Source organism: Sedimentibacter sp. LTW-03, from assembly GCF_052059825.1.
Classification (GTDB): domain Bacteria; phylum Bacillota; class Clostridia; order Tissierellales; family Sedimentibacteraceae; genus Sedimentibacter.
The window spans coordinates 2,940,482-2,962,368 of sequence record NZ_CP197180.1 but is presented as its reverse complement, the minus strand read 5'-3'; the positions used below and the strand labels follow the sequence as shown (position 1 = coordinate 2,962,368).

General features: G+C 31.3%; 25 protein-coding genes and 1 pseudogene. 6 read left to right on the top strand and 20 right to left on the bottom strand.

The window, feature by feature from the left end; translation table 11 throughout:
- The first annotated feature begins 14 nt into the window (after positions 1 to 14).
- Positions 15 to 254 (top strand): hypothetical protein, encoded by a 240-nt coding sequence (locus tag ACS3UD_RS14485; protein WP_308138935.1) that lies wholly within the window; start codon positions 15 to 17, stop codon positions 252 to 254.
- Positions 255 to 1,180: 926 nt separating this feature from the next.
- Here the strand turns inward: ACS3UD_RS14485 and ACS3UD_RS14480 are convergent.
- The 12 genes and pseudogenes from ACS3UD_RS14480 to ACS3UD_RS14425 form a co-directional block, all read right to left on the bottom strand.
- Positions 1,181 to 2,200 carry a hypothetical protein gene (locus tag ACS3UD_RS14480; RefSeq protein WP_308138936.1) on the bottom strand — a complete coding sequence of 340 codons (1,020 nt, stop codon included), beginning with the start codon at positions 2,198 to 2,200 and terminating at the stop codon, positions 1,181 to 1,183.
- Between the two features lie 148 nt (positions 2,201 to 2,348).
- Positions 2,349 to 3,341, bottom strand: a complete 993-nt coding sequence (locus ACS3UD_RS14475; protein WP_440977687.1) for a hypothetical protein — start codon at positions 3,339 to 3,341, stop codon at positions 2,349 to 2,351.
- A gap of 436 nt (positions 3,342 to 3,777) precedes the next feature.
- Positions 3,778 to 4,254 (bottom strand): hypothetical protein, encoded by a 477-nt coding sequence (locus ACS3UD_RS14470; RefSeq protein WP_308138938.1) that lies wholly within the window; start codon positions 4,252 to 4,254, stop codon positions 3,778 to 3,780.
- Positions 4,255 to 4,262: 8 nt separating this feature from the next.
- Positions 4,263 to 4,514: a hypothetical protein gene (locus ACS3UD_RS14465; RefSeq protein ID WP_308138939.1), complete on the bottom strand. Its 252-nt coding sequence runs from the start codon at positions 4,512 to 4,514 to the stop codon at positions 4,263 to 4,265.
- Positions 4,515 to 4,782: 268 nt separating this feature from the next.
- Positions 4,783 to 6,207, bottom strand: a complete 1,425-nt coding sequence (locus ACS3UD_RS14460) for an HNH endonuclease (RefSeq protein ID WP_308138940.1) — start codon at positions 6,205 to 6,207, stop codon at positions 4,783 to 4,785.
- Between the two features lie 315 nt (positions 6,208 to 6,522).
- On the bottom strand, positions 6,523 to 6,786 hold the full coding sequence (locus ACS3UD_RS14455) for a hypothetical protein (protein ID WP_308138941.1): 264 nt from the start codon (positions 6,784 to 6,786) through the stop codon (positions 6,523 to 6,525).
- A 586-nt stretch (positions 6,787 to 7,372) separates the two neighbouring features.
- Complete coding sequence (locus ACS3UD_RS14450; RefSeq protein ID WP_308138942.1) at positions 7,373 to 8,149, bottom strand: hypothetical protein; 777 nt, start codon at positions 8,147 to 8,149, stop codon at positions 7,373 to 7,375.
- Positions 8,134 to 9,123: a helix-turn-helix domain-containing protein gene (locus ACS3UD_RS14445; RefSeq protein ID WP_308138943.1), complete on the bottom strand. Its 990-nt coding sequence runs from the start codon at positions 9,121 to 9,123 to the stop codon at positions 8,134 to 8,136. The genes ACS3UD_RS14450 and ACS3UD_RS14445 overlap by 16 nt, the downstream gene beginning before the upstream one ends.
- A 171-nt stretch (positions 9,124 to 9,294) precedes the next feature.
- Complete coding sequence (locus ACS3UD_RS14440) at positions 9,295 to 10,005, bottom strand: TatD family hydrolase (protein WP_308138944.1); 711 nt, start codon at positions 10,003 to 10,005, stop codon at positions 9,295 to 9,297.
- Positions 10,006 to 10,010: 5 nt separating this feature from the next.
- A complete protein-coding gene (locus tag ACS3UD_RS14435) occupies positions 10,011 to 11,216 on the bottom strand; it encodes a hypothetical protein (protein ID WP_308138945.1) in 1,206 nt (401 codons plus the stop codon).
- Positions 11,217 to 11,228: 12 nt separating this feature from the next.
- Positions 11,229 to 11,870: a hypothetical protein gene (locus ACS3UD_RS14430; RefSeq protein ID WP_440977686.1), complete on the bottom strand. Its 642-nt coding sequence runs from the start codon at positions 11,868 to 11,870 to the stop codon at positions 11,229 to 11,231.
- 195 nt (positions 11,871 to 12,065) lie between these two features.
- Positions 12,066 to 12,650: pseudogene (locus tag ACS3UD_RS14425) on the bottom strand (S16 family serine protease); the annotation flags it as partial.
- Between the two features lie 37 nt (positions 12,651 to 12,687).
- Between ACS3UD_RS14425 and ACS3UD_RS14420 the strand changes: the two are divergent.
- A complete protein-coding gene (locus ACS3UD_RS14420; RefSeq protein ID WP_440977685.1) occupies positions 12,688 to 13,251 on the top strand; it encodes a Shedu immune nuclease family protein in 564 nt (187 codons plus the stop codon).
- A 19-nt stretch (positions 13,252 to 13,270) separates the two neighbouring features.
- Complete coding sequence (locus tag ACS3UD_RS14415) at positions 13,271 to 13,903, top strand: site-specific integrase (RefSeq protein WP_308138948.1); 633 nt, start codon at positions 13,271 to 13,273, stop codon at positions 13,901 to 13,903.
- A 162-nt stretch (positions 13,904 to 14,065) separates the two neighbouring features.
- Here the strand turns inward: ACS3UD_RS14415 and spoIIID are convergent, their stop codons facing one another.
- Both spoIIID and ACS3UD_RS14405 read right to left on the bottom strand, forming a co-directional pair.
- Positions 14,066 to 14,341, bottom strand: a complete 276-nt coding sequence (gene spoIIID, locus ACS3UD_RS14410; RefSeq protein ID WP_213925930.1) for a sporulation transcriptional regulator SpoIIID — start codon at positions 14,339 to 14,341, stop codon at positions 14,066 to 14,068.
- A gap of 76 nt (positions 14,342 to 14,417) precedes the next feature.
- Positions 14,418 to 15,134, bottom strand: a complete 717-nt coding sequence (locus tag ACS3UD_RS14405) for a M23 family metallopeptidase (RefSeq protein ID WP_308138949.1) — start codon at positions 15,132 to 15,134, stop codon at positions 14,418 to 14,420.
- A 137-nt stretch (positions 15,135 to 15,271) separates the two neighbouring features.
- On the opposite strand from ACS3UD_RS14405, the gene spoIID reads away from it, so the two are divergent.
- Together spoIID and ACS3UD_RS14395 are read left to right on the top strand one after the other, a co-directional pair.
- On the top strand, positions 15,272 to 16,324 hold the full coding sequence (gene spoIID / locus ACS3UD_RS14400; RefSeq protein WP_308138950.1) for a stage II sporulation protein D: 1,053 nt from the start codon (positions 15,272 to 15,274) through the stop codon (positions 16,322 to 16,324).
- Between the two features lie 113 nt (positions 16,325 to 16,437).
- On the top strand, positions 16,438 to 16,764 hold the full coding sequence (locus ACS3UD_RS14395) for a HesB-like protein (protein ID WP_308138951.1): 327 nt from the start codon (positions 16,438 to 16,440) through the stop codon (positions 16,762 to 16,764).
- 38 nt (positions 16,765 to 16,802) lie between these two features.
- Here ACS3UD_RS14395 and rpsR read toward each other — a convergent pair whose 3' ends face one another.
- The 5 genes from rpsR to ACS3UD_RS14370 form a co-directional block, all read right to left on the bottom strand.
- A complete protein-coding gene (rpsR, locus tag ACS3UD_RS14390) occupies positions 16,803 to 17,063 on the bottom strand; it encodes a 30S ribosomal protein S18 (RefSeq protein ID WP_213925934.1) in 261 nt (86 codons plus the stop codon).
- A 32-nt stretch (positions 17,064 to 17,095) separates the two neighbouring features.
- Positions 17,096 to 17,554: a single-stranded DNA-binding protein gene (locus ACS3UD_RS14385; RefSeq protein WP_308138952.1), complete on the bottom strand. Its 459-nt coding sequence runs from the start codon at positions 17,552 to 17,554 to the stop codon at positions 17,096 to 17,098.
- Positions 17,555 to 17,572: 18 nt separating this feature from the next.
- Complete coding sequence (rpsF, locus tag ACS3UD_RS14380) at positions 17,573 to 17,857, bottom strand: 30S ribosomal protein S6 (protein WP_308138953.1); 285 nt, start codon at positions 17,855 to 17,857, stop codon at positions 17,573 to 17,575.
- Between the two features lie 122 nt (positions 17,858 to 17,979).
- A complete protein-coding gene (locus tag ACS3UD_RS14375; protein WP_308138954.1) occupies positions 17,980 to 18,138 on the bottom strand; it encodes a CxxH/CxxC protein in 159 nt (52 codons plus the stop codon).
- Positions 18,139 to 18,146: 8 nt separating this feature from the next.
- Complete coding sequence (locus ACS3UD_RS14370; RefSeq protein WP_308138955.1) at positions 18,147 to 18,935, bottom strand: MBL fold metallo-hydrolase; 789 nt, start codon at positions 18,933 to 18,935, stop codon at positions 18,147 to 18,149.
- Between the two features lie 230 nt (positions 18,936 to 19,165).
- On the opposite strand from ACS3UD_RS14370, the gene ACS3UD_RS14365 reads away from it, so the two are divergent.
- Positions 19,166 to 20,233, top strand: coding sequence for a M23 family metallopeptidase (locus tag ACS3UD_RS14365; protein WP_308138956.1), 1,068 nt, complete (start codon positions 19,166 to 19,168; stop codon positions 20,231 to 20,233).
- 48 nt (positions 20,234 to 20,281) lie between these two features.
- Here ACS3UD_RS14365 and ACS3UD_RS14360 read toward each other — a convergent pair whose 3' ends face one another.
- Positions 20,282 to 21,868, bottom strand: a complete 1,587-nt coding sequence (locus ACS3UD_RS14360) for an S-layer homology domain-containing protein (protein ID WP_308138957.1) — start codon at positions 21,866 to 21,868, stop codon at positions 20,282 to 20,284.
- Positions 21,869 to 21,887 lie beyond the last annotated feature (19 nt).

Genomic DNA, 21,887 nt, shown 5'->3' with positions numbered 1-21,887 from the left:
TGGAGGCAAATATTATGTATGAAAATTCGATTCAAATTAATGAGAGGAACTATAATTTAATAATATCAAATCTGATACTATCTCAAACAGAAAAATTCACCTATAATGACATAATTAAAAAATTAGGTGATATGTTCGAAGAAATTACAATCAAAATTGAAAATATTGTTGAAAGATGTTTAATAAGATTAAGGGAAGATGGCTTTTTAAGTGTTTTAGGTTCAAGTTATGCAGTAGTTGAAATAAGCCTTTAAGCCTTTAATATTAAACTAATTTCGCAAAACTAAAAATAGTATAGTGTCTAATGTAGATAAACAATAATAAAAAATTTAATGCTTTTTTATAAAATTTCAAAAATCATAAAATAATTAAGAATTAAAACATATTACAAAATTATATTTTTTTAATAGTTTAATAAATTAGAAACCTTAGAACATCTATAAAAATATTGCGTTCAGATAAGAATTACTTACTGGTCTGAATGCAATAATTTACAATTAGATAAATTATAATTAACATCTACAGCCCATTATTTAACAAATTCCGTTAAATAATGGGCTGTAGATGTTAATTTTGAGTATTCACAATCAGGTTTACACTCATACTAAATAAACATCGTTTTTTTAACTTCTACATATTAATTTAATGATATTATAGTTAAATAATAAATCGGCAAACCGGAAAATCAGATAGCTGAAATTTATGCTAAAAATTTGCCAAAGCTACTCTTATATATCTATTAAAAAAATCAAATCCGTAAAGTTATTGAATTTTACGCATGTTGTAAATATAATTGCATAAGTATAAAATTCAAATTATATATAAGGATCAAAAAAATAGTTGTAAACGAATGTTAAAAAATATTTTGACCCAGGTTTGCCCAGGTCACACCTCCTAAACCCTACACCCATTGGAATTACTGGTTATCAGAAGTACTGTTTCCACATGCGGCGTATCAAGTCAGTGAATAGTGTTTTGATTACTTTTAAGCAATTTTACTATATTTTCAACGAGTTTTATCTGTAATGATTTTGTTTTGATTAATTTTAGTTAATCTTAAAGTATAAAAATTTGCCCGAGATTTGCCCGGGGCAAAAATTACAACATATAAACTGATATTTTATAATTATACATTATCTATAGATTTCCTTCATTTAATAAAGTACAAGTTAGAATGAAATCAAGGTATCTCGTGAAACCATACTGCATCATAAACAATATCACAGTTTTCTATGAACCATTGACTCCACAAAGTAGGATGTGCATCTATTAGTCGATTCTTATTTTCGTATTTCAAATACTTTATTAATAATTTCCTCACTGATAATTTTATTTGTTCGATATCATCTTCGTATATTTCATAAAAATCCCACCATTTTGATTTTGAAGGATGCGCTGTAAATCTACACCTTAGTAAGTAAAGACGTTCCAAGTTATGCTTATCAGTTTCATCATAAAATTTAAGTTCTTTATAAACATATTTGCACATTTCTTTTCGCTCTTGTGTAGGAGCATTTATTCGATTTTTTATAGATTGAAATATCACATCAACCATATTGTCAGCTGCGGTCAATGCTTCTTCTGTAAATTCTGAACTGTATAATTCCAAAGACCTTGTATAATAGAATATGGATTTATTTATAAAAGGATCAAGTGCATTAATCAATCTCAAATATCCTAAGGTTTTTAGGCTTAATTCTGAAGTATTTTCTTCTATGAAAGTTTTAAACTTTTCTATTTCTTGTATCGCGTATTCATCACATGTACTTTTTAATGTATTTCCTCTAAAATCTGTAGGTATATCAGTAGACAATGCTATGGCTCCAATCATATTAATTTGATAACTTCTATAAATATATTGTGATATAAAATGGAAAAGAATATCTATTTGTTTGGAAATAAAATTGTTCTTTGAAATATTTTTCCATCCATTACTCCAATTAGGACAAACTACTCCTACCACGAGAGCATTCTCCTCATCTGAATAATAGCACATCATATTGTGATAAATAAAATTTATATTTAGGTTTGATGTGTTTTTAAAATCTCGAATTAAGAAAAGGCACTCACTGTCTCTCTGAGGAAGTATATTGGTAACAATATTATTAAGAGTAGATTTAAGTGACTCTACCTTATTTTTTGTATTTTCAAAGGAATTATAGTACATGCAAATTTTGTTTTTAAAATCATCATATCCCAATATTTTCACCTACCATATTTTAATCGCAAAAACAATTATCTAATTTAAATATTGCTCACTTTTTTATATTAATTATAAGAATTACTTAAGATATTAAAGCATAATTAAGTAATTTTCTAAATTCATACTACATATGGTTTTCGATAATTTAATAATCATACTTTGGTTCAAAACCAAAGACTTTTCCAAAGCCTTGATAAGAACGATCTACCGCTATCGTTAAATCTTTTATTATTTTGAAAATCTGGTCATCCAATATGCTTAAATTCATATTTCCCGTATGAACGATTTCGTCCCTAATATCTACTATTTCTATAATTGAATCAAATAATGTTTTTTTCCTTCTATTATACGGCTTTCTTAACCATGCACTTATATCAATATTCGGATTAATCATACGAAAGTTTTCTGCAATAACATTTGGTCTTTGAAACGAAAGACTATCTACAAGTAATCTTTCCAAACAAGCCTCATGTTTAATAACCTTTAAATAGTCTGTTGATGAAATTCTGCAATTTTTCAGTGCTTTTTCTGATATACAGTCTGAATATTTCAGTATAGAAATATATGAATTTCGAAAATAAGATTCCCAACATCCAATTAAGTACGGAACAATCATATTATCCGAAAGTATTCTTGGATTTATATCATCTAACCAAGCAAGTCCACTAGATTTCTCGCGAGCAATGTCTCCAGTCAATTTCCGTGATTCAAGATATATTTTAGGTTTAATCATTGCATTATTAAATTTCCATCTATCTACATATAATGAACAGGCAACTTTTGATGGTTCTAATACATCAACCTTAATATATCTATTTGTACCTTCATCTGTTATAAATGATCCCCCAAACAAGCTTTTTAAAAGGCTGATAGTTTTATTCTGCCAACTCAAGTCCCAATAACTACGCCCTGCTCTTGTACGTGTCTGAACAGAAATACAATCAGCCTCTCTAAACACAAATAGCTCAAGTTCTACGAATGTAATGCAGTCGTCGCTTCCAAGCCATATATAACTCCCTATTTGATTATCTATTTTTAGAGAATCTCTTGCTTTCTGAAAACCAAGCAATTCAATGACCTCAAAGAGTCTTTTAATTGAAGTTGAAAGTGGCAACTTATTTTCAGAACAATAACTCATTTATCTCTCACCACCCTTATATGTATTACTATATTCAAAAATAAAACTTTTTGCCCTTTATCGTTATTATAATTCTATTTATATAATCTTCTCAACCTTTGAAACATCTTCTAAATACAATAATCTAAATTCCTTATATTCTTCTTTTGTCTTTAATTCATTTTTTTGTACTATTCTATCCAGCATCAATTAGAATTTCACAACCACTCGACTATTTAGATTTAATATAAATTTTTGTCGTATCTATTAATAATTTATCAATATCAATTTGTTTCAATTTATTATAGAAATCAAGATTGTTCTCATCAAATGGATTAATCTTAAAGCATCCTGCATATCCAACTAGGGTTAGTGTGTTTATTGAATTATCATTATTTCGTCAAAATCGCTAAGATCTAGGTATCGAGATATACTTCTTAGATATTTATTTCGAGAATCAATTCTCAAGGTTATTCCACTCGGTATATACTTTGTTGGTTGCGTGAAATTTTGTATGCGGTTCACGGTATTTTTCTATATTTGCTGAGTTATTTACTAACTGTCTGATTTCGTCATGATATAGTTTTTTGAATCGTTTCTTATCAACTTTTTCATCAATATATTTCGCGCAAGCTTCATCATAAGCATTGAGTACATCTTCGTGTGCAGATGCAATCAGTGCAGCGTATACTTGGTCATCTTCGTTACCTATCGCCTGTATTACTTTATCTTGATAACGGCTTCTTGCAGATGAAATCATCTCTCGTATTTGCATTTCGACTTGACCTTTTTGCATTTCATTAGCCATTTTGGTCAAATCATTTGCGGTGCCAGCTAAAGCGTTTCCTTTTTGAGCAGCGTTATAGCTTACTGTCAGAGCTATAACGCTAACAATTACCGTAAGTGAAGTTAATATCACCATCGCCATATCCATCAAGTCACCTACTTTTTATCCTTAATCCTACTTTGAACCAAATTCACCAACTGTAAAAAAGCTGAGTTGTCCGATTCAAAGAGAAGAAATCTATCTGTTTTAGGGTCATAGCCATCCGAGTGTAAACACATAAATAGAAAATCTAATTCTTCTTGGGTCAAGTCAGCTTCTTTTATTTTTCGTTCAGCCTCTGATGTGTTTTGATTATTTAATAATTGCTTTATTTCGAGTGAAAATTTATACAATTTATTCTTATTCATAACTTCCTCCTGCGTTTCTGCATATAATTAAAAGATTTACTTAAAACCAAACAATGGCACTATATAATAAATCATTATACAGCAATCTTCCACAAAATTCCACATAAAAATCTGTTAAAATTCTATAAAACATGTCGTCATGCACCGTAGTAATTAAAAATCATCTCTTTTATCTGCCATATACTCTCGCAATCATATAGAAAACCACTGTGTTTTTCGCACGTCCTTATAACTAGGCTGTTCTTTCTCCACATTTTGTAGCATCCATCTAAATTCCATGCATAATAAACTGTTTTACCTCTTTAACAGTATAGGTTCCACCAACCTTTGAATGCAAAATCATATGGCAATTGGGACAAACCGGTATCAAATCTTTTTCTGGGTCTACCTCATACTCATCATCTATTTCGTTTAATGGTTTGATATGATGAACATGAATTTTACCTTCAAAAGCCTGACCGTAGAATTCTCCAAAATCCAAGCCACAAATTTTACATTTTATTCCGTGTATTTTAATACATTCTTCTCTTGCTTTTGAGTTGCGTTCATATGCGTTTACAACAATTTGCTTTTTACATCCTTCAACATATTTACCTGATTCAGATTCAATAACTTCTTCAGGTATTCTCACTTGCTCTTTAGAATTGATTAATGATATAACTAGATCCTGTTTTGAACTATCGATCTTTTGCTTTGATTGGGAAAATGCAGTGAAATTTTCATCTATTTCAGAGAGTTCTTTTGCACTAATTGGTTCAAATACTTTAATTGTGTTGACATTAAAATAATATGCACCCATATAGATGCCTTGTATTGGCTCTTTGAATTTTTTAACTTGTATCAAGTTTGCACTTGCTATTATTTGGTTATCAATTTGAAATAGGACTAACGTACCTTTTGATGCAGCCATCCCAGAAGTCCTAAAAAGATATTCACCATGTTTTTTATTAGCCAACTCATTTAAAAAGAACTTCTTTTGTATTTCCTGATAGGTCATATTAGGGAATTCATATTTTGCACTCATAGGTAATATCCGAATTTCCTTAAACTTTGGATTGCTCCAATTATAGAGAAACGTCATAAATATATAGTTATTAAAATCTTTGAAGAGTTTATGTTCGTTTTTAAATTCTATTAACAACTGACGTTTGTCCTCAGTACTATTTTCACTTGTTGGAAGATTTAGCTTGTGAATGAAATAATCTACATGCTCAGGAGCAAATACATTAAGATATTTTTCTGGGTAATATGTAGCTAAAATTTTGCTCTTAAACATAGGGGATAGAGAGTTTTTGGATATAGATTCTACGTCAACTATTTCCCCGGCTTTTAATAACTCATTAATTGACACTTTAATGTTATCAAAAGCACCCTCGACATTTAAAGTCTCATCCCATTTTTGAATTGTTTTATAAGCTTGTTCCACTTTGTTATAATATAATCCAAATTTCTTATCCGCTGTAGACCCACCTTTAATACTTCCGAGCTCACTTAATTTGGTTTCAAGCCAATAACAGAAAGACTCTTTGCCTTTTCCAACTACATAATCATCGAGTTCCATATTTATAATCTGATTTTTAGGAAAGAGCTGAATGAATTTTAATCTTTCTTTCTCACAAATCTTATACTTTTTTTCGTAACTCTTTAGTTCTTTATTTTTAAAATTCATTACTGCTTGTACTAAGTTATTCATAATCTTCCTCCATTGCCATAATAAAAACATTACATTTTCAAATATCTCTGGTATAACACTACAATCTTTGGGTATTTTAGCATTCATATTTCTCTAACATTTCTTTTTTCTAATCACTGTAAGCTCATTAATATGTATAAAAAAATTTCTTTCAGCTCTGCTCATTCTAACATAGACTATTTTATGTTCTTCGTTCGTATTTAAACCTAGGTTTAATAACAAGTCCTTAATATCCTTAGCACCTATGAGTATAACATCATACTCAGAACCTTTTAATATTGTCGCAAATAAACAAGTTTTAAGTTGCCTCAGCCTTTATTCATTGAGAAATTTTTCAACTCTGCTTCCAACCATACTAGCAAAAATACGCGGTGTTACATCATTAGGTTGGATTCCCATATCTGTTATACAATTTCCAGTGATTTCAACACGATTATTATAATCAAAATACCTCCTATAAGTATGCTTGTGCGTGTGATATGTCAGATAAACATCCGTTCCAATAATTTCAACATCCCAAAAGCGTTCTTTTGCAACCTCATGTACAATACGTTCAAATTCATATTGACTAATCTCCATATTCCATACCTCCTGTTCTCCTAATCTTTCCTTTATTGTCAAAACCCTAACTATCAAGTAATTTATATCATTCATACAACCGATTAACTACAAATGTATAACAAAATTATTTTTGGCTTATTAAAACAATCATAACTTATTATTACAAAAAATTCCATATGTTTTTATATAAATGTTGATTTATGAAAAATATATTAATAGTTTAAATCATATATATATTAGTCAGAAAAGCTATTGAAAAGTCATTTAATGATTTGTCATTACCATTTACAAACATTTTATACATTTTGTCTTTTTAAAAAGTAATATTAATATATGTCAATAAAGTATACTTCATTGGCATAATAAAAATTACAATTTAACCGTCCCATATAACTATTAAAAGCAATTATGAGACGTATTACAACCCGTCTTAACTCTAATAGAACATAATACTATTACACCATTTTAACAAAAAAGAACATGATTTTGACACCATGCCCTTGACCTTTACCTATTACAACTCAATTATTTTTCTTTTAATCTCATACTTCATTGTTACGTTATCTCATTGTTTTAAAAATGCACCTAATTTACTAACACCGTTTTATATAGTTTCTTCCACTGTATCATGATAATATATATTTTTTATTCTGTTTATCAATTCATTAAAACTTACATTACTAATACCAAGATTTTTCAAATCAACTTTTTCTTTTAAAATCATATCCATAAATTTAATCAAATCTTCTTGAACCTCATCATTTATTTTGACTTCAACAGAAGGTGAAATATATATCAATAATCTAAAAATATCATTCTTATGCTTAGTTACATCCTTTGAGTCTATGTACTCACCGTTTTTCTTTCTCTCAAAAAGATCCATCCACGCTTTCATTTTAAATAGCAGAATATATTCAATTGATAAAACTGATACGCCATCAATAACTGTCTTTCCTTGTACCAATAGTTCATAATATGCATCATTAAGTAAAATAGCTGATAAGCTAGTAATATTATCACTTATATGTATTGGAGTAAGCAAAGAATCAAAGTGTAGTTTCATTCTTTCTGACTTTCTACTAAATAGTTCTATCATTGCTGGGAAATCAGTACGTATGGGTTTTGAAAATCTATAGAATTGATCTTTATCTGTACTTTTCTGTTTATGTTGATATCCTCCATCCTCGATAAATTTCCAGAATGCAATACCAAAGGTTTCATCTAATGCCTCAATCAATAGAACCATATCCAAATCCTTAGTTGCTCTAAAAGAAGCACCTATATCATCCAATAAAACATCACAAGCTGTTCCGCCTATAAATACATATTGTCCTTCATAATCGCCAAAATACTCTTTAAATTTATCTAACCCTTGTACCATAATTCACCCTTCAAACTTTCTTCTATTGCTTGCTCAATTCTTTCATCAGAAGTTCCACTAAATGATGCTGCTAATGAAGCTAAATCAACCACATTATTTTTAGCAAATATCATTGGATCGTAATCCCAAATCTGTAGTTCCATTAAATTCATGTCCTTAATCTTATATATATCCTTTTCAATATAATCCATTAAGTCATATAATTTTTGTTTTGATATAGCTCTAATAGATCTTGCTGACGGATTAATCATAGAATTCATTGACAACGCCTCTAATCCAGCAATTGGAAAATCATATGCTATATTATAAGCTGACTGATCCATATAAACAACTTTATTAACTGGATTTTTTAAATATTTGTTTCCGATGTCAAAATATTTTGTATCAGCAATTCTTTTATAATTTTTGCTTTTTCCTGTTTTTCCGCCTATATCATACTTTAATATTCCTAACGAGTATAAGTCATTTAAAGCCCTCGATGCTGTCATTGCTGTTGTGTTTAATTTTTTAGCCAATTCAGTTGTGTTTAAAGTCAAATCCTTATTATATAAAAAATATAAAAATACAAGTTGGGCAGTAGAAGAAAATTTTTCAATAGATTTTGAGTTTTTATCAATCATCTTCTTTAAATCCAATCCTAAAAACGGAAGATACATTTGTCCATTTTCAACTATAAATGGAATGCGATTTTGAATTAACGCTTTTCTTCTATATGGAGAAATATTGTTATACAAGAAAACCAAATTATCATTACTAATCGCTTTAAGAGTTTTCATGTGTTTTTTTATATCATTTATTTTAGGAACATCATTAATAAACTTTATTAAAATACATTGATTCCCAAGTATATTAAGATCATAAAAATCGTATATTTCTAATAGAAATAGCGGTAACTTATTTTCGTCATTCCAAGTATTTATAGTTACATTTTCATCAATATTTTCTTTTAAATACTCATTGACTTTATATAACATAGTATCGTCTCCCAATGTAACACTTTTATTTTAAATATAACACATCAAATGTTACATTGCAAGTAATAATGTTACATTTGACTGAAAAATATAAAACTTACCTTTAGACAAATATTATAATTACCTCAGGTTTCACATTACAAAATCTCCATATAATTTAATAACAAGTCTTTATTCAATCAATGAAGACATGTTCTGAAACACTAAATCCTCCATATCACCTACATTATAGAACTCTCCAAATGCTGAATATATTTCTTTTAGGCATAATGGCTCAACAATACTACCTTCGTACTTTGAAAACGGTCCATCTGTTTCAATTAAAATTCTATTTAATGGTATCTCTTTTAAAATTCCTCTTCCTTTGTTTGTCCTAAGCATCGCTTGGTTTAAAGAAAAATAATATCCTGCCCCCACTATATCTGGAATCAGTTCCTTGGGTCCCGTATACCAATGGAAAATCGCATTTTCCACCTTATACTTTAATAAAAGAGTTAACACATCTATTTCAGCCTGTCTGCTGTGCACTGATAAAATATGCTTATTCACAGATTTACAAATCTGTTCAAAAATTTTCTTTTGTTTGACTTGACTTTTTTCTGTCTTAGCTATAGAATAATCCAAACCTACCTCACCAACAAATTTTGTTTCTTTTATGGCATTAACAAACAAATCTTTATTAAACTCATATTCATTAATCAAAATAGGATGGAAACCAACTGCTAAAAATATTTGTGGTATGATTTTCATCATTAATTTCTGTTTTTCATACAATTCTGGTAAATGGGTGACAAAAATAGCTGAAATATCTTCACTCATAATTTCTTTAATTATTTTTGTCGGTTTGTCATAAAAATCAATATGGATATGCGCATCTATCATTATTGTCACCTTATATACTTTCTAGCAAATACCTCAAATTCTGATGAAAATTTATTCAACATTTTATATGTCCTTTCATAATAATCTGTTTCATGATAATATTTACGTTTTATATCTAATTCTGAAAATATTTGGTCAGAATTAATATATTGATAAAATGTTGTATAATAATTTAATGAGGATCTATATTCATCATCATTCATATCTCCTACATATGGTATCTCATATTCATTATCAAATTCTTCTAAATCATATGCTGACATAGAAATTTTTCTTAATAAACATGGTACACAAGTACCACATGATACCTTTGTACTTACATCGTATCGTTTGTCTTGCATTGATCTGCTGCAAGAACGCGTGTTAATAATATTTTTTTTATAATCAATGCTTAATGAATTTACCATTTCACCTTTTGTTGTAAATAAAAATGGATGATTTAATTGAACCTTAATTCCTACATTATCCATTATAGTCTGATATAAATGAATGGTTTTAGGATGTGTCGTTTTAGTGGTTCCACGGGACTGAAAAGAAGGATTTAAAGTCATAATTCCGTTTTCATTAATATTAACAATGTCAATATTTTCTTTTATAGCAGTCATAATTGCTAATGAGAAAAAGAGCAATGATCTTGTTCTTTGTGTATATGTGACTTTATTTTTCTCAACTTTCGAATAAGTTCGCATTCCGGCAATACCAATTCTTTTTTTCAAGAAACTATATACACAATTTATAGCTGATGTATCTACATTACTAGTTTTATATCCACAATATAAAGTATTCCTGTTTTCAATTTCATTGTGATAAGCCCCGCAAAATGAATCTAAACCTCCTGATAATAAGGATATATTATCAGCCTGAGTATTAATAAAAGTCAGTTGCTGAGATCCAATTTCATACTCTACTGGCTCTATATTTAATTGCCACCTGTCTCCATCACCTTCTGTAACAAAATTAGCTAATCTTTCTATTAATTCAAGATTTTCTTTCCACAGACTATGATTTTTAGCATCAACATATGTATTAATCTGTATATTTCTAGGACTATCCGATACCCTTTTTATAGATATATCAGCCACATAAATCTCTAAAAATATGTTTAACAAATCTATAGCAATAGATTTATCCGTTAATATATATGACTCGTTTGGGATTAACTGATTACACCTCAGTTCAATATCACCATTTTTAGCATGAGCAATAATCATGTTTATTACTCCTTACTCTTTTAATACATCTTGTAATTTTTGTATCAATTCATTTATCTGAATATCTCCACTATTACATTTTATTATTATTTCAGAAAAGTTCTTTTTTACATAATTTTTTGAAAATTTCTCAATATTATTATTTAAAATTTCTGCTGAGGTGTCTTTAAACATGCTAATTAGGGCTTCATTTGCATCTTCTCTGATTATCATACTAATAAATTTCTCGCAAAATACATTCAAAAATTCTGCAGGGTCTTCGAATTTATTCAAAATCATACTTGTCATAGCACTTTTAAAAGCAGCTAAAATTAATACTGAATCTATTTCTCCATCTTCATCTACAATATTATCTAAGATGGATTCTATGATTTTCTGAACCTCAATGACCGTCAGTTTCTCATATTGTATATTATACTCTTGTAAAAACTTATCAATACCTATTTCTTTGGCTTTTTTAAAGCACGCAAAACCGCCTCCAGCAAGTACTGCAAAATCTTTGTCTGCAAAATACCCTTTAGTTTTTTTGGAACGTAGGGTTTCCAATGCAATTTGAGGAATTACTTCCTTGCACTCTATTGATGGATTTACGTCGATTGTATCCTTCAATAATTTTTTTATTTTATCAGAAGTCTTTCTAACTGAAGAGCCCATACAAACACCTCCAAACGTAATTTGCTCTAAATATACCATATTTTACATATTATGTCTATATAATCTATCGATTTAAAGATTATTATCCCTATTATACATACTATCACCCATATAGTGATCTTTTTGTTCATAATAGCATTGTCACATACGAAAAGTAAAAGCACTGGCTTTAATAAGAGTCATATAAGAGTCTTGTTATATCCTGTTATTTGTCTCTCCCCACTCCACGTCTAATGCTTTAAATATCGCCTCCTGTGGTGTTGAATAAAATATAATACTAAAAGCACCCATTAAATCTGCCGGCACTGTTCCCATCTCTTATGCAGATGTAATAGGAATTAATACCTTCTTTGCTCCACTATCCAGACATACTTGCAACACACTGTCTAATTCCTCTAATTTTAAAATAGTTCCATTGATGCTGATATCGCCTAAAACAGCTATACTACTTAAAGTCGGTTTATTTAATGCAGCTGACGCAATCGCAATTAATGTAGGAAGTGTTAAGTATTTAATAATCCCGATTCCATTTAAATCCTGATAATTGATTATGTAATCCTTTGTTGTGGTACTGATAGAGTTGCTGATTGAGCAGCCATTAGCTTTTAGGTAATTAAATGCCGTATTAATAGCCTCTTTTGCTTATCTATCTAAACCAAGTCCTTTGCATTTAAATTATCCATTGCCTGGCAGAACCTGTGTTTCTAAACGATAAACCCCTATCATTCCTGTTTTGCCTCTTGATACGGTATATGCATGACCAGGATTACTGATTCCTTCGCTCCAACTCAGCTTATTTCAGAGTGCATATGAAATTATGCAAGAGATGCTTAAAAGAGCTGATGCTTATAGTGAACAGCATTGGCAAGAAACGGTTTGTGAGATAGTTCGCATGATTTATCCAAAATATATATTATCCAAACGTGAGCAGTTTGTAGGTGATGATGGCCGGCATAGAAAAAAACCTGATTTTCTCCTAATCGATTCTGGTGGATTTGTAGATGTTTTGGAGATTAAAAAACCTAACAATCAGCGGTTGATGACAAAAACTGAGTACAGAAATAATTATGTAGCTGATAGAGATTTTTCAGGGGCTATTGTACAAATTGAAAAATATGTACATTGTTTAAATCATGACGGCAAATCGATAGAACAAAAATTTCAAAGAAGTCTACAATCAGAGCTTCCAACAGGAATTAAAATACGTATTGCAGGACCACAAGGTATGCTACTGATGGGAAGAAGTAAAGGTTTGTCAGAAGAACAATTATTTGATTTAGAAATTATTAAGCTACAGCATAAAAATGTAATTGATATAATGACATTTTATGATTTGATGGATAGAATTGAAAATATTATTAAACAATTAAGCCATTCTTAATTATGCCAATTATAGAATAATGCTTTTAGCTGTAAAATCTTTATATCCAAAACTTATAGAAGCTATAGAAAGCGAACCTGAGATGTTTAATGTTATATTTTCTATTGCCTTATATTGTGGATTGAGACAAGGAAAAATATTAGGTTTAACCATTGCAGATATTGATCTAAAGAATAATTATATTGATGTGAATAAACAATATGTTTCCCATTATACGAATGGTAAAGTAAATCATGAAATAGCCAAAACAAAAACTGATAACTCTATCAGAAAAGTATATATGCCTGATGCTGTTAGCGAAATCCTAGAGCTATATATAAACAAGTTAAAGATACTAAATATTAACCCAGATAAACAATTTCTTTTTATTAACCCGAAGACACAATTAATTTATGACCGTAATGCTATTTACAGAAGATTTCTAAAAATGGCCAGAGGAATAGAGTTTCATAATATTACTTTTCATGATTTAAGGCATCTGCAGGCCACTATGATGATCAATTCGGGTGTTAACATTGTAGTTGTAGCCAAAAGACTTGGAGACACAATTGAAACTGTTTCAGAAACCTATTTGCATTCAATAGAGAAAGTGGAAAAGGATTCTGTTAATCAGCTTCAGGATTTCATTGATAATAAGATTAGGACATATTAATGGGACATAATTTCAAGGCATAAATAATTATTTTGTCCCAAAAATGTCCCAACACTCTTTTGTGACATTTTTGCACCCCATATTTAAACGCTATTACAATTTGAAAAAAAAATTAAAAAGACACCAACCTATTTCAGTCAGTGCCTCTCATCAAGTGGTTAATTACATATTGCTTACTTTTTCATGGTCATGTGCTTCTTTATATTTTAAGCGAGTAGCTTTACCTCCCCGAATATGTCTTTCGGACTTGTTCTTAAGCAAAACCTTCTTTACTTCGCTCGCAGCTGGAGGGTTCAGTTTGGGAAGTCGTTCTGTAACGTCCTTATGGACTGTGCTTTTGCTGACGCCAAATCTCTTTGCCGTCTGCCTTACAGTGGATTCAGTACTTATAATATATTCCGCGATTTCCATGGCTCTGCGTTCTATGTAATCTTTCATGTTTAACCCCCTTTGGCATTATACCGTCTTATTTTAATTTTTATGCATTTCTTTGTCCTATTAGAACCTTTATACACTAATTAATATAGTCCATTGGGTTAACATTTTTTCCATCAACAATTATTTCAAAGTGAAGATGTGCTCCGTCAGCTGCCTCAATGCTTGCTGTTTTCCCTACATTTCCTATGGTCTGACCCTGTTGCACTTGTTCTCCAGTCTTAACACTTGCTGATACTAAATTGTTATATAATGTTTTAATATTGTTTCCGTGGTCTATAACAATTTCTGTTCCTGTCAGGTCAGATGTGTTTACAGATTCTACCGTTCCTGCAAATGCCGATTCAATTAGCAATGTATCTTTGGGCTTTATGTCAACGCCCTTATGTACTCTCCATTCTCCTATAGATTCATAATAAACTAAATCCTCCATTGAAAATTCCCTGTATACTTCCCCTGCCAATGGAGTTTTCATCATTTTTAAATCTATGCTTTCATTTCCCGGCTGGTCTTTTTCCTCATCATTGTCTTTTTGTGCATTTTCATAGTCCTCTATTATTTCTTCAACTTTGTCCTTGTAAGGGTCAACGTTAGCTCCTATATTTTCGCTATCTGAACTATTCCCTGCCATATTGTTTCCGTCAGGATCAGGACTTGATGTATATCTCCAAACTATTGCAGTTGCTAAGAGAACAATACAAAGAGCAATTATAAAGAAACTTGTATCCTTATGTTTCAGCCTAATAAAGAAATTTTTCATTTTCATCTTTGCATTTTTAAATCTATTTTTTTTCATTTAATCCTCCTGTTTTTATGCTTCTTTATTATCTGAGGATAGTGTGTCCCATTTTTTTTATTTAATACAAAAATGTTCTATTTTTTTTGATTGTTCATAAAATAATAGTAAAACTTATGATAAAGGGGGTTAGTTTAATGTTAAACCGTCTGATTTATGCTCTTATTATATTTATACTGCTGTTGACCATACCCAACTTGAGCCTTGCATTTCTAGAACAAAAAATGAATATGCCAAGTGCAGCAGAAATTGTAGATAATGAGCAATCAAGCACATATGAAGAGGTAACAAGCAATGATAATCAGGAAGAATTTAAAGAAGTAAATATTAAAGAACCTGAGCTGATTAAAGTATACAACTTAAAGACACAGGAGATTATGGTAATAGATTTTGAGGAGTATATTAAAGGTGTTGTTGCTTCTGAAATGCCTGCAGAATTTAATATTGAAGCGCTAAAAGCTCAAGGAGTTACGGCAAGAACGTATTTGCTGTATAGATTAAAAAAATATCCTAATGGGCATCCTGATCACCCGGGTGCACCAGTATGCACCGGCACTCATTGCCAGGTATGGACGTCTAAAGAGAATCTTATTGCATCTCACGAAGAAGGCTGGTATGAACAATATTGGGGGAAAATTGAAGAAGCCGTTGAATCTACAGAAGGAAAAATATTAACTTACGAAGGGAAAATAATTGAACCGCTTTTTCATTCAACAAGCGGAGGAAGGACTGAAAATTCTGAGGATGTATTCTCAACAGCAGTTCCATACCTAAGAAGTGTTGAAAGTCCATATGAATCCGAAGCTCCAAAACTTCATGATTCTATTAAAATATCTGTGGATGAATTCATAAACAAATTAAACTCTATATATGGAAATTTAAATCTTTCGCGCGATAACCTTAACGACAAGATTAAATTGGGAGAGATAAGCGAAGGCGGAAAAATAAAATCTATATACATAGATAATACTGAGGTCACCGGGAGGGAAATGAGATCTCTTTTTAATTTAAACTCAACAAATTTCAGCTTCATACAATCCGGCAATGAACTTGAAATAATTACAACCGGCTACGGCCATGGAGTTGGAATGAGCCAATGGGGAGCTGAAGGAATGGCCGACAAAGGCTATGATTACAGAGAAATATTAAAACACTATTTTACTGATATAGAAATAGTAAGTATGAAATAGTTGCGAGCTATAGGTTAATGTTACAGTCACATATTGTAACATTAACTTTTTATATACAATAATTTTGCAATATGTTATTATTATATTAAAAGTATGTAGAAAGGATTGTTATAATGATATTTATAAATGAACAAGCTTATAAAGAGTTTAAAGCTCTTTTAGATGATGCAAATGTTGAATCCTATAATATAAGGATAGGACTGGATAGAGTAGGATGCAGCGGGCCTATTTTTAACGTATATGTAGATGAAGCCACTGATAATGATGATGTTGAAAAAATACACGAAGTTTCATTTATTGTTGAAAAATCTCTCAATGAAGAATACGGTGGTTTTATAATAGTTTCAAGTGAAGAAAATGGTGGAAATGGCGTCGGTCTTAAACCTGTAGTACAGCCTTCATCTGGAGGATGCGGAGGATGCTGTGGAGAATGCCACTAAAAAAACGGCCTAAGCCGTTTTTTTATGTTAAATTATTCTTATTCTGCTACATATGGTAACAATGCAATAGTTCTTGCTCTTTTTATTGCTCTTGTAACCATTCTTTGATGCTTAGCGCAAGCACCTGTAATTCTTCTCGGTAATATCTTGCCTCTTTCAGTTGTATACTTTTTCAATTTAGCAAGATCCTTATAATCTATATGTGTAGTCTTTTCTTGGCAGAATTGACAAACTTTTTTACGAGGTCTTCTTTTTGAGTAATTTCTTTCGCTTCTATCGTTTCCTTGTCTTGAACTCACTTTATGTTCCTCCTTCCCTAAATATCGGTTTTTTAGAATGGGATATCTTCGTCATCTACCGGCTGGAAAATATCATTGTCTTCATCTGGAAAGTCACCGAAAAAGCTGCTATCTGGCTGTACCGGTTTTCCCTGCTGTGGTGATGATTGATCTCTTCCACCAATAAACTCTACTCTATCTGCTATAACATCGGTTGTATATCTTTTTTCGCCTGTCTGTGTAGTATAGCTTCCTGTGGAAATTCTTCCGTGGACTGCACACATGCGACCTTTTGCAAGGTAGTTAGCGCAGTTTTCTGCTTGTTTTCCAAAAACAGTTATACCTATAAAATCCGCTGTCTGTTTTCCTTGAGATGTCGCTTCTTGTTTCTTTTCTCGTGACATTTCTTTGTCTACTGCCAAAGTAAATTTAGCAATAGCCATACCTGATGAAGGTACGAATCTCAGCTCGGGATCTCTTGCCAGTCTTCCTATTAATACAACACTATTCATATTCTTCCCTCTTTTTTATTATTCTTCTACAGTAATCATTTGTCTAATTACGTTTTCGCTGATTTTACAAATTCTGTCTATTTCATCAACAGCATCTGCGCCTGCAGTAAATTCAATAAATACATAGTAACCTTCTCTTTTTTTGTCGATTTCATAAGCAAGTCTTCTCTGACCCCACTCATTAACCTTTTCAATTGTTCCCTGTCTTTCAGTTATTATGTTTTTTACTTTTTCGATTTCTGCATTTCTTACATCTTCTTCTAAATTAGAAAGTAAGATTAAAGCTGCTTCGTATTTTCTCATCTGAGTCACCTCCCTTTGGACTTCGGCTCTTGTTTTCCCAAGAGCAAGGATAGCTTATATATTATAGCACTATGGTTATTCCAATACAAGCATTTTTTACAAAAATATATTTTTTTATTAGTTTACAATTTTATTTGATACTCAGCTTCTTCATTACAATAGCTGCATTTTTCGGATTGAACCTTTAGGACCTCAGGAGCAGCTTCCGACTCGTTTACGGCATCATCAATCGCCATGTCCACATGAATACTACATGCATATATAATTGCTTTTTCTTCCATTTTTTCTCCTAAATTTCATAAATTCTACTTGATCTGTCCCTGTATGTCATATCTAAACATATTCCCGGATTTACTTCTATTGAATTTTCCTTTAGTATATTTTCCACAGTTTTATACGCCAACTGAGGAAAATTGTTTTCCTTACTCAAGTGTCCCAAAAGGATTATTTCCGTTCCTCTTTTTACAACTTTTGTAATTAAATCGCCGGCTGTATCATTGGACATATGACCAAATTCTCCTAACACTCTCCTTTTGAGAGGCCATGGGTACGGACCTATAAGAACCATATCTTCATCATGGTTTGATTCAACAAGCAGTAAATCTGAGTCTGTTATACTGCTGACTATTATATCATTTATGCATCCCGTATCTGTCACAAGGCTTATTTTTTTATTACCATGAAATATATTATATCCCACTGGATGAGCAGCATCATGAGATATATCAAACGGTGTTATAACTAAATCTTTTATTTCAGTTTGTCTTTCAAGAATTTTAATATTTTCAGGTTTTATTTCTCCCAGGCACGACTTCATTGCATCCCAAGTTTCTTGATTGGCATAAATAGGTACATTCAGTCTTCTAGACATAATTCCTGCACCTTTAATGTGATCCACGTGCTCATGGGTAATAAATATAGCATCAACCTTTTTCGGGTCTTCCCCTATATTAACAATTTCCTGTTGTATCTTTTTTCCGCTTAAACCTGCATCTACTAGAATTGTCGCATTATCTGTTTTTATATATTGGCAGTTCCCGCTGCTTCCGCTGTATAATGAACAAAATTTTAATTTCAACTTGTCCTCCCTTTATGTACCTGCACTTGAATCAATTTATACTATCATATTATTTTAATTTTTACAAATACAAATTATGTTGAAATCGGTTTTAAAAATCGAAGCAGGTTACAATAAAGTATACCTTTGATCAGTGTAAAAATTAATGTATCATACATAGCAAAGTTAAATCATATAAATTTATTATGTAGGAATTATGTCATATAAATAAAACTTATTAGAAGGATATTATGATTATTAGACTTAAATTTAAAGTGTTATTAATTTTTTCAGCATTTATATTAATAATAGGGCTTTATTTATCTTTTTTTGCCAATAATGCTAATGTAGTTACGGCAGACAGCAATAAAGATTTTATAAAGTGGGTGGATTTTAGAGTGTCCTATAATGCAATGGATAAGGCCTTAAAAGCTGATATAGCAAGCGTAGACGAAGATGTTAAACTTAATTGGGTTGAATTGCTTGCTTACCTCGGCACCAGGTATGGAGGAGATTTTGCAAGGTATAAGTCAAAAGATATGGATGTTCTAATTAACAAATTAAAAAATGGCACCAGTATCGAAGAACTAACAAAAGACCTAAAGCACTATGGTTATTATTTTGAGGCATATTCTGCAGTGCTAGGAAATTTCGTAGGACCTTGTGAAATACAAGTTAAGGATGAAAATGACCCTTCCAAAAAAGTATGGGTAAAAAAATACGGTCTCAAAGTTTTTTCTCCCATTGCAGCAGGATACGGTTACAGCCACTATGATGATTTTGGAAACTCAAGAAGTTATGGCTTCAGAAGAGTTCATCTTGGTAATGACCTTGTCGGTTCAGTAGGAACGCCTATTGTAGCTGTGGAAACCGGAAGAATTGAAGCTTTAGGCTGGAATCAGTACGGAGGATGGAGAATAGGAATTCGAAGTCTTGACAATATGAGATATTACTATTATGCTCATTTGCGAAAAGATCATCCTTATGTTAAAACTTTAAAAGAAGGAGATATTGTATATGCCGGAGATGTAATCGGCTACTTAGGCATGACCGGTTACAGCCGAAAAGAAAATGTAAATAACATTAATACACCCCATCTTCATTTTGGAATGCAGCTGGTATTTGATGAGTCTCAAAAAGAAGCCTTGGCAGAAATTTGGATTGATGTTTATAAAATCGCAAAACTGTTAAACAGAAGCCGATCTTCAGTAATTTATAATAAGGATACACAGGAAAGTGAAAGAATTTATGATATACGGTTTCACAATGTTCCCGAAAGAACCCTGCATTACAACACTGAAACTACAGCAGAACCATAAATCAAAAGCAAAAAAACAGGAGGGTACTGATCCCTCCTCAATATTTTGCTAATTATTTGCATCTTCAAGCTTCTCAATAATCTTTAACATTACTGCCGCAGTTTCGGCTCTAGTCAAATACTCTTCTGGGCAAAAATTGTTTGAGTATTTGCCTGCCATTATACCATTAATATAAGCAGTTTTGACATCTTCAATTTCTTTCTGGTTTAAACCTCCTAAATCAGAAAAAATGCTATGTATATCAAGATCCTTAAATTCTTCATTTTCGTTAAATATGTTTCTTATCAGCTTAGCTGCTTCCTTTCTGGTTAATTGGTCCATAGGATTCAGCTCACTTTCATACTCTTTCAGCAAACCCAGTTCATTTACGTGCTTGATATAACCCTCAGCCCATGTGTGAATTTCACCGGCATCTGCAAATGGCAAAGCATTTTCTTCAATTGAAATCATTTCATCACTATCATTTTCATTATCTGTGTTTTTTCCGGCAATTTGTTCTTTATTATTTTCGTTGTCTGTGTCTTTTCCGGTAAGCTGTCCTGTATCATTTTCTTCTTTGTTATCATCTGTATATTTATATTCCGGTAAGTATTCTTCTTTATCATCAATTACCTTGCTCAGAAAAACTAAAAACTCTTCTTTAGTTGCTATATTATCAGGGTTAAAGGATTCTGCCTCGTTGATTACCCCTTTATGGAAAAGTTCCATAATAATCTTTCTTGCCCAATGGAAAGATATATCATTGAATACATATCCTCCATGCTCAATATCTCCTGTTCTCAATAACCAGTTTCTTTCAATCCAGCCTTCTCTGTTTTCATCGATATATACCTTATACCAATAGTAGCCATTTTTCAAAATCGGGCCTTCGGTTATCGTGCCAAGCTGATTTTCTTTCAGCTCATAAATGTATTTTCCTGCCGGAACATCCCTAAGCTGATATTTTGACCTTACTCCGTCAGTTCTTACATAATCTCCTACCTCATACAAAACAATATTTGCGCTATTGGTATATGAAGGCGTTGGAACAACTAATGACCTGCTCGGCTTCCCTGTCTGAGGCAGGTAGGAAAAATCAATATTATTAATTTTCTGTCCGTATTCTTTTTCAGCTATATCGTAAATCAACTGCTGATATGTGTATTTTTTTGCATATGAGGACAGCATGTTAGGATTGTTGCTTTGTGCCCATCCGTTATATGCCCAAAGAGCAAAGTACCAATTTTCAAGTATATTGGGGTCCATGTTCCCTACGCATGATACACTTTGATATGAGCTCATACTCCACTTATTAAGAAGCACATCTGCTCCAGCTTCAATATTGTACATAATGTCATATTTCAGCTTATAAGAATCATAGCCTCCATTTCTGTTGCTGACCTGCATAAGGCCTATACTGCTTCCGCTTATTTTAGGACTGCCGTCACGATTAAAATGTTCGTATACGGATTCCACCCTGGCTATTGATTTCAATATTACTGAAGGCACTCCTCGTTTTAGAGCTACTTCATTAATCATTTTTTCTATTTCCTCACGTGGAGGATTGTAATTTGCAAATACAACATAGTTAAAAGCAAACACAAAGATAAATATCAACATTAAGATTTTGAGGGTTTTGGTTTTCAATATTTTCATATCTACAGCCTCCCATTCC

Coding starts and splice junctions, on each gene's coding strand:
- ACS3UD_RS14430 (WP_440977686.1), bottom strand. CDS start 11,870: ATGGGCTCTTCAGTTAGAAAGACTTCTGATAAAATAAAAAAATTATTG.
- ACS3UD_RS14420 (WP_440977685.1), top strand. CDS start 12,688: ATGCAAGAGATGCTTAAAAGAGCTGATGCTTATAGTGAACAGCATTGG.
- ACS3UD_RS14455 (WP_308138941.1), bottom strand. CDS start 6,786: ATGGAGATTAGTCAATATGAATTTGAACGTATTGTACATGAGGTTGCA.
- ACS3UD_RS14375 (WP_308138954.1), bottom strand. CDS start 18,138: ATGGAAGAAAAAGCAATTATATATGCATGTAGTATTCATGTGGACATG.
- ACS3UD_RS14470 (WP_308138938.1), bottom strand. CDS start 4,254: ATGGATATGGCGATGGTGATATTAACTTCACTTACGGTAATTGTTAGC.
- rpsF (WP_308138953.1), bottom strand. CDS start 17,857: ATGAGAAAATACGAAGCAGCTTTAATCTTACTTTCTAATTTAGAAGAA.
- ACS3UD_RS14485 (WP_308138935.1), top strand. CDS start 15: ATGTATGAAAATTCGATTCAAATTAATGAGAGGAACTATAATTTAATA.
- ACS3UD_RS14395 (WP_308138951.1), top strand. CDS start 16,438: ATGATATTTATAAATGAACAAGCTTATAAAGAGTTTAAAGCTCTTTTA.
- ACS3UD_RS14445 (WP_308138943.1), bottom strand. CDS start 9,123: ATGTTATATAAAGTCAATGAGTATTTAAAAGAAAATATTGATGAAAAT.
- ACS3UD_RS14450 (WP_308138942.1), bottom strand. CDS start 8,149: ATGGTACAAGGGTTAGATAAATTTAAAGAGTATTTTGGCGATTATGAA.
- spoIID (WP_308138950.1), top strand. CDS start 15,272: ATGTTAAACCGTCTGATTTATGCTCTTATTATATTTATACTGCTGTTG.
- ACS3UD_RS14465 (WP_308138939.1), bottom strand. CDS start 4,514: ATGAATAAGAATAAATTGTATAAATTTTCACTCGAAATAAAGCAATTA.
- ACS3UD_RS14475 (WP_440977687.1), bottom strand. CDS start 3,341: ATGAGTTATTGTTCTGAAAATAAGTTGCCACTTTCAACTTCAATTAAA.
- ACS3UD_RS14385 (WP_308138952.1), bottom strand. CDS start 17,554: ATGAATAGTGTTGTATTAATAGGAAGACTGGCAAGAGATCCCGAGCTG.
- ACS3UD_RS14460 (WP_308138940.1), bottom strand. CDS start 6,207: ATGAATAACTTAGTACAAGCAGTAATGAATTTTAAAAATAAAGAACTA.
- spoIIID (WP_213925930.1), bottom strand. CDS start 14,341: ATGAAAGATTACATAGAACGCAGAGCCATGGAAATCGCGGAATATATT.
- ACS3UD_RS14365 (WP_308138956.1), top strand. CDS start 19,166: ATGATTATTAGACTTAAATTTAAAGTGTTATTAATTTTTTCAGCATTT.
- ACS3UD_RS14405 (WP_308138949.1), bottom strand. CDS start 15,134: ATGAAAAAAAATAGATTTAAAAATGCAAAGATGAAAATGAAAAATTTC.
- ACS3UD_RS14440 (WP_308138944.1), bottom strand. CDS start 10,005: ATGATAGATGCGCATATCCATATTGATTTTTATGACAAACCGACAAAA.
- ACS3UD_RS14360 (WP_308138957.1), bottom strand. CDS start 21,868: ATGAAAATATTGAAAACCAAAACCCTCAAAATCTTAATGTTGATATTT.
- ACS3UD_RS14415 (WP_308138948.1), top strand. CDS start 13,271: ATGCTTTTAGCTGTAAAATCTTTATATCCAAAACTTATAGAAGCTATA.
- ACS3UD_RS14435 (WP_308138945.1), bottom strand. CDS start 11,216: ATGATTATTGCTCATGCTAAAAATGGTGATATTGAACTGAGGTGTAAT.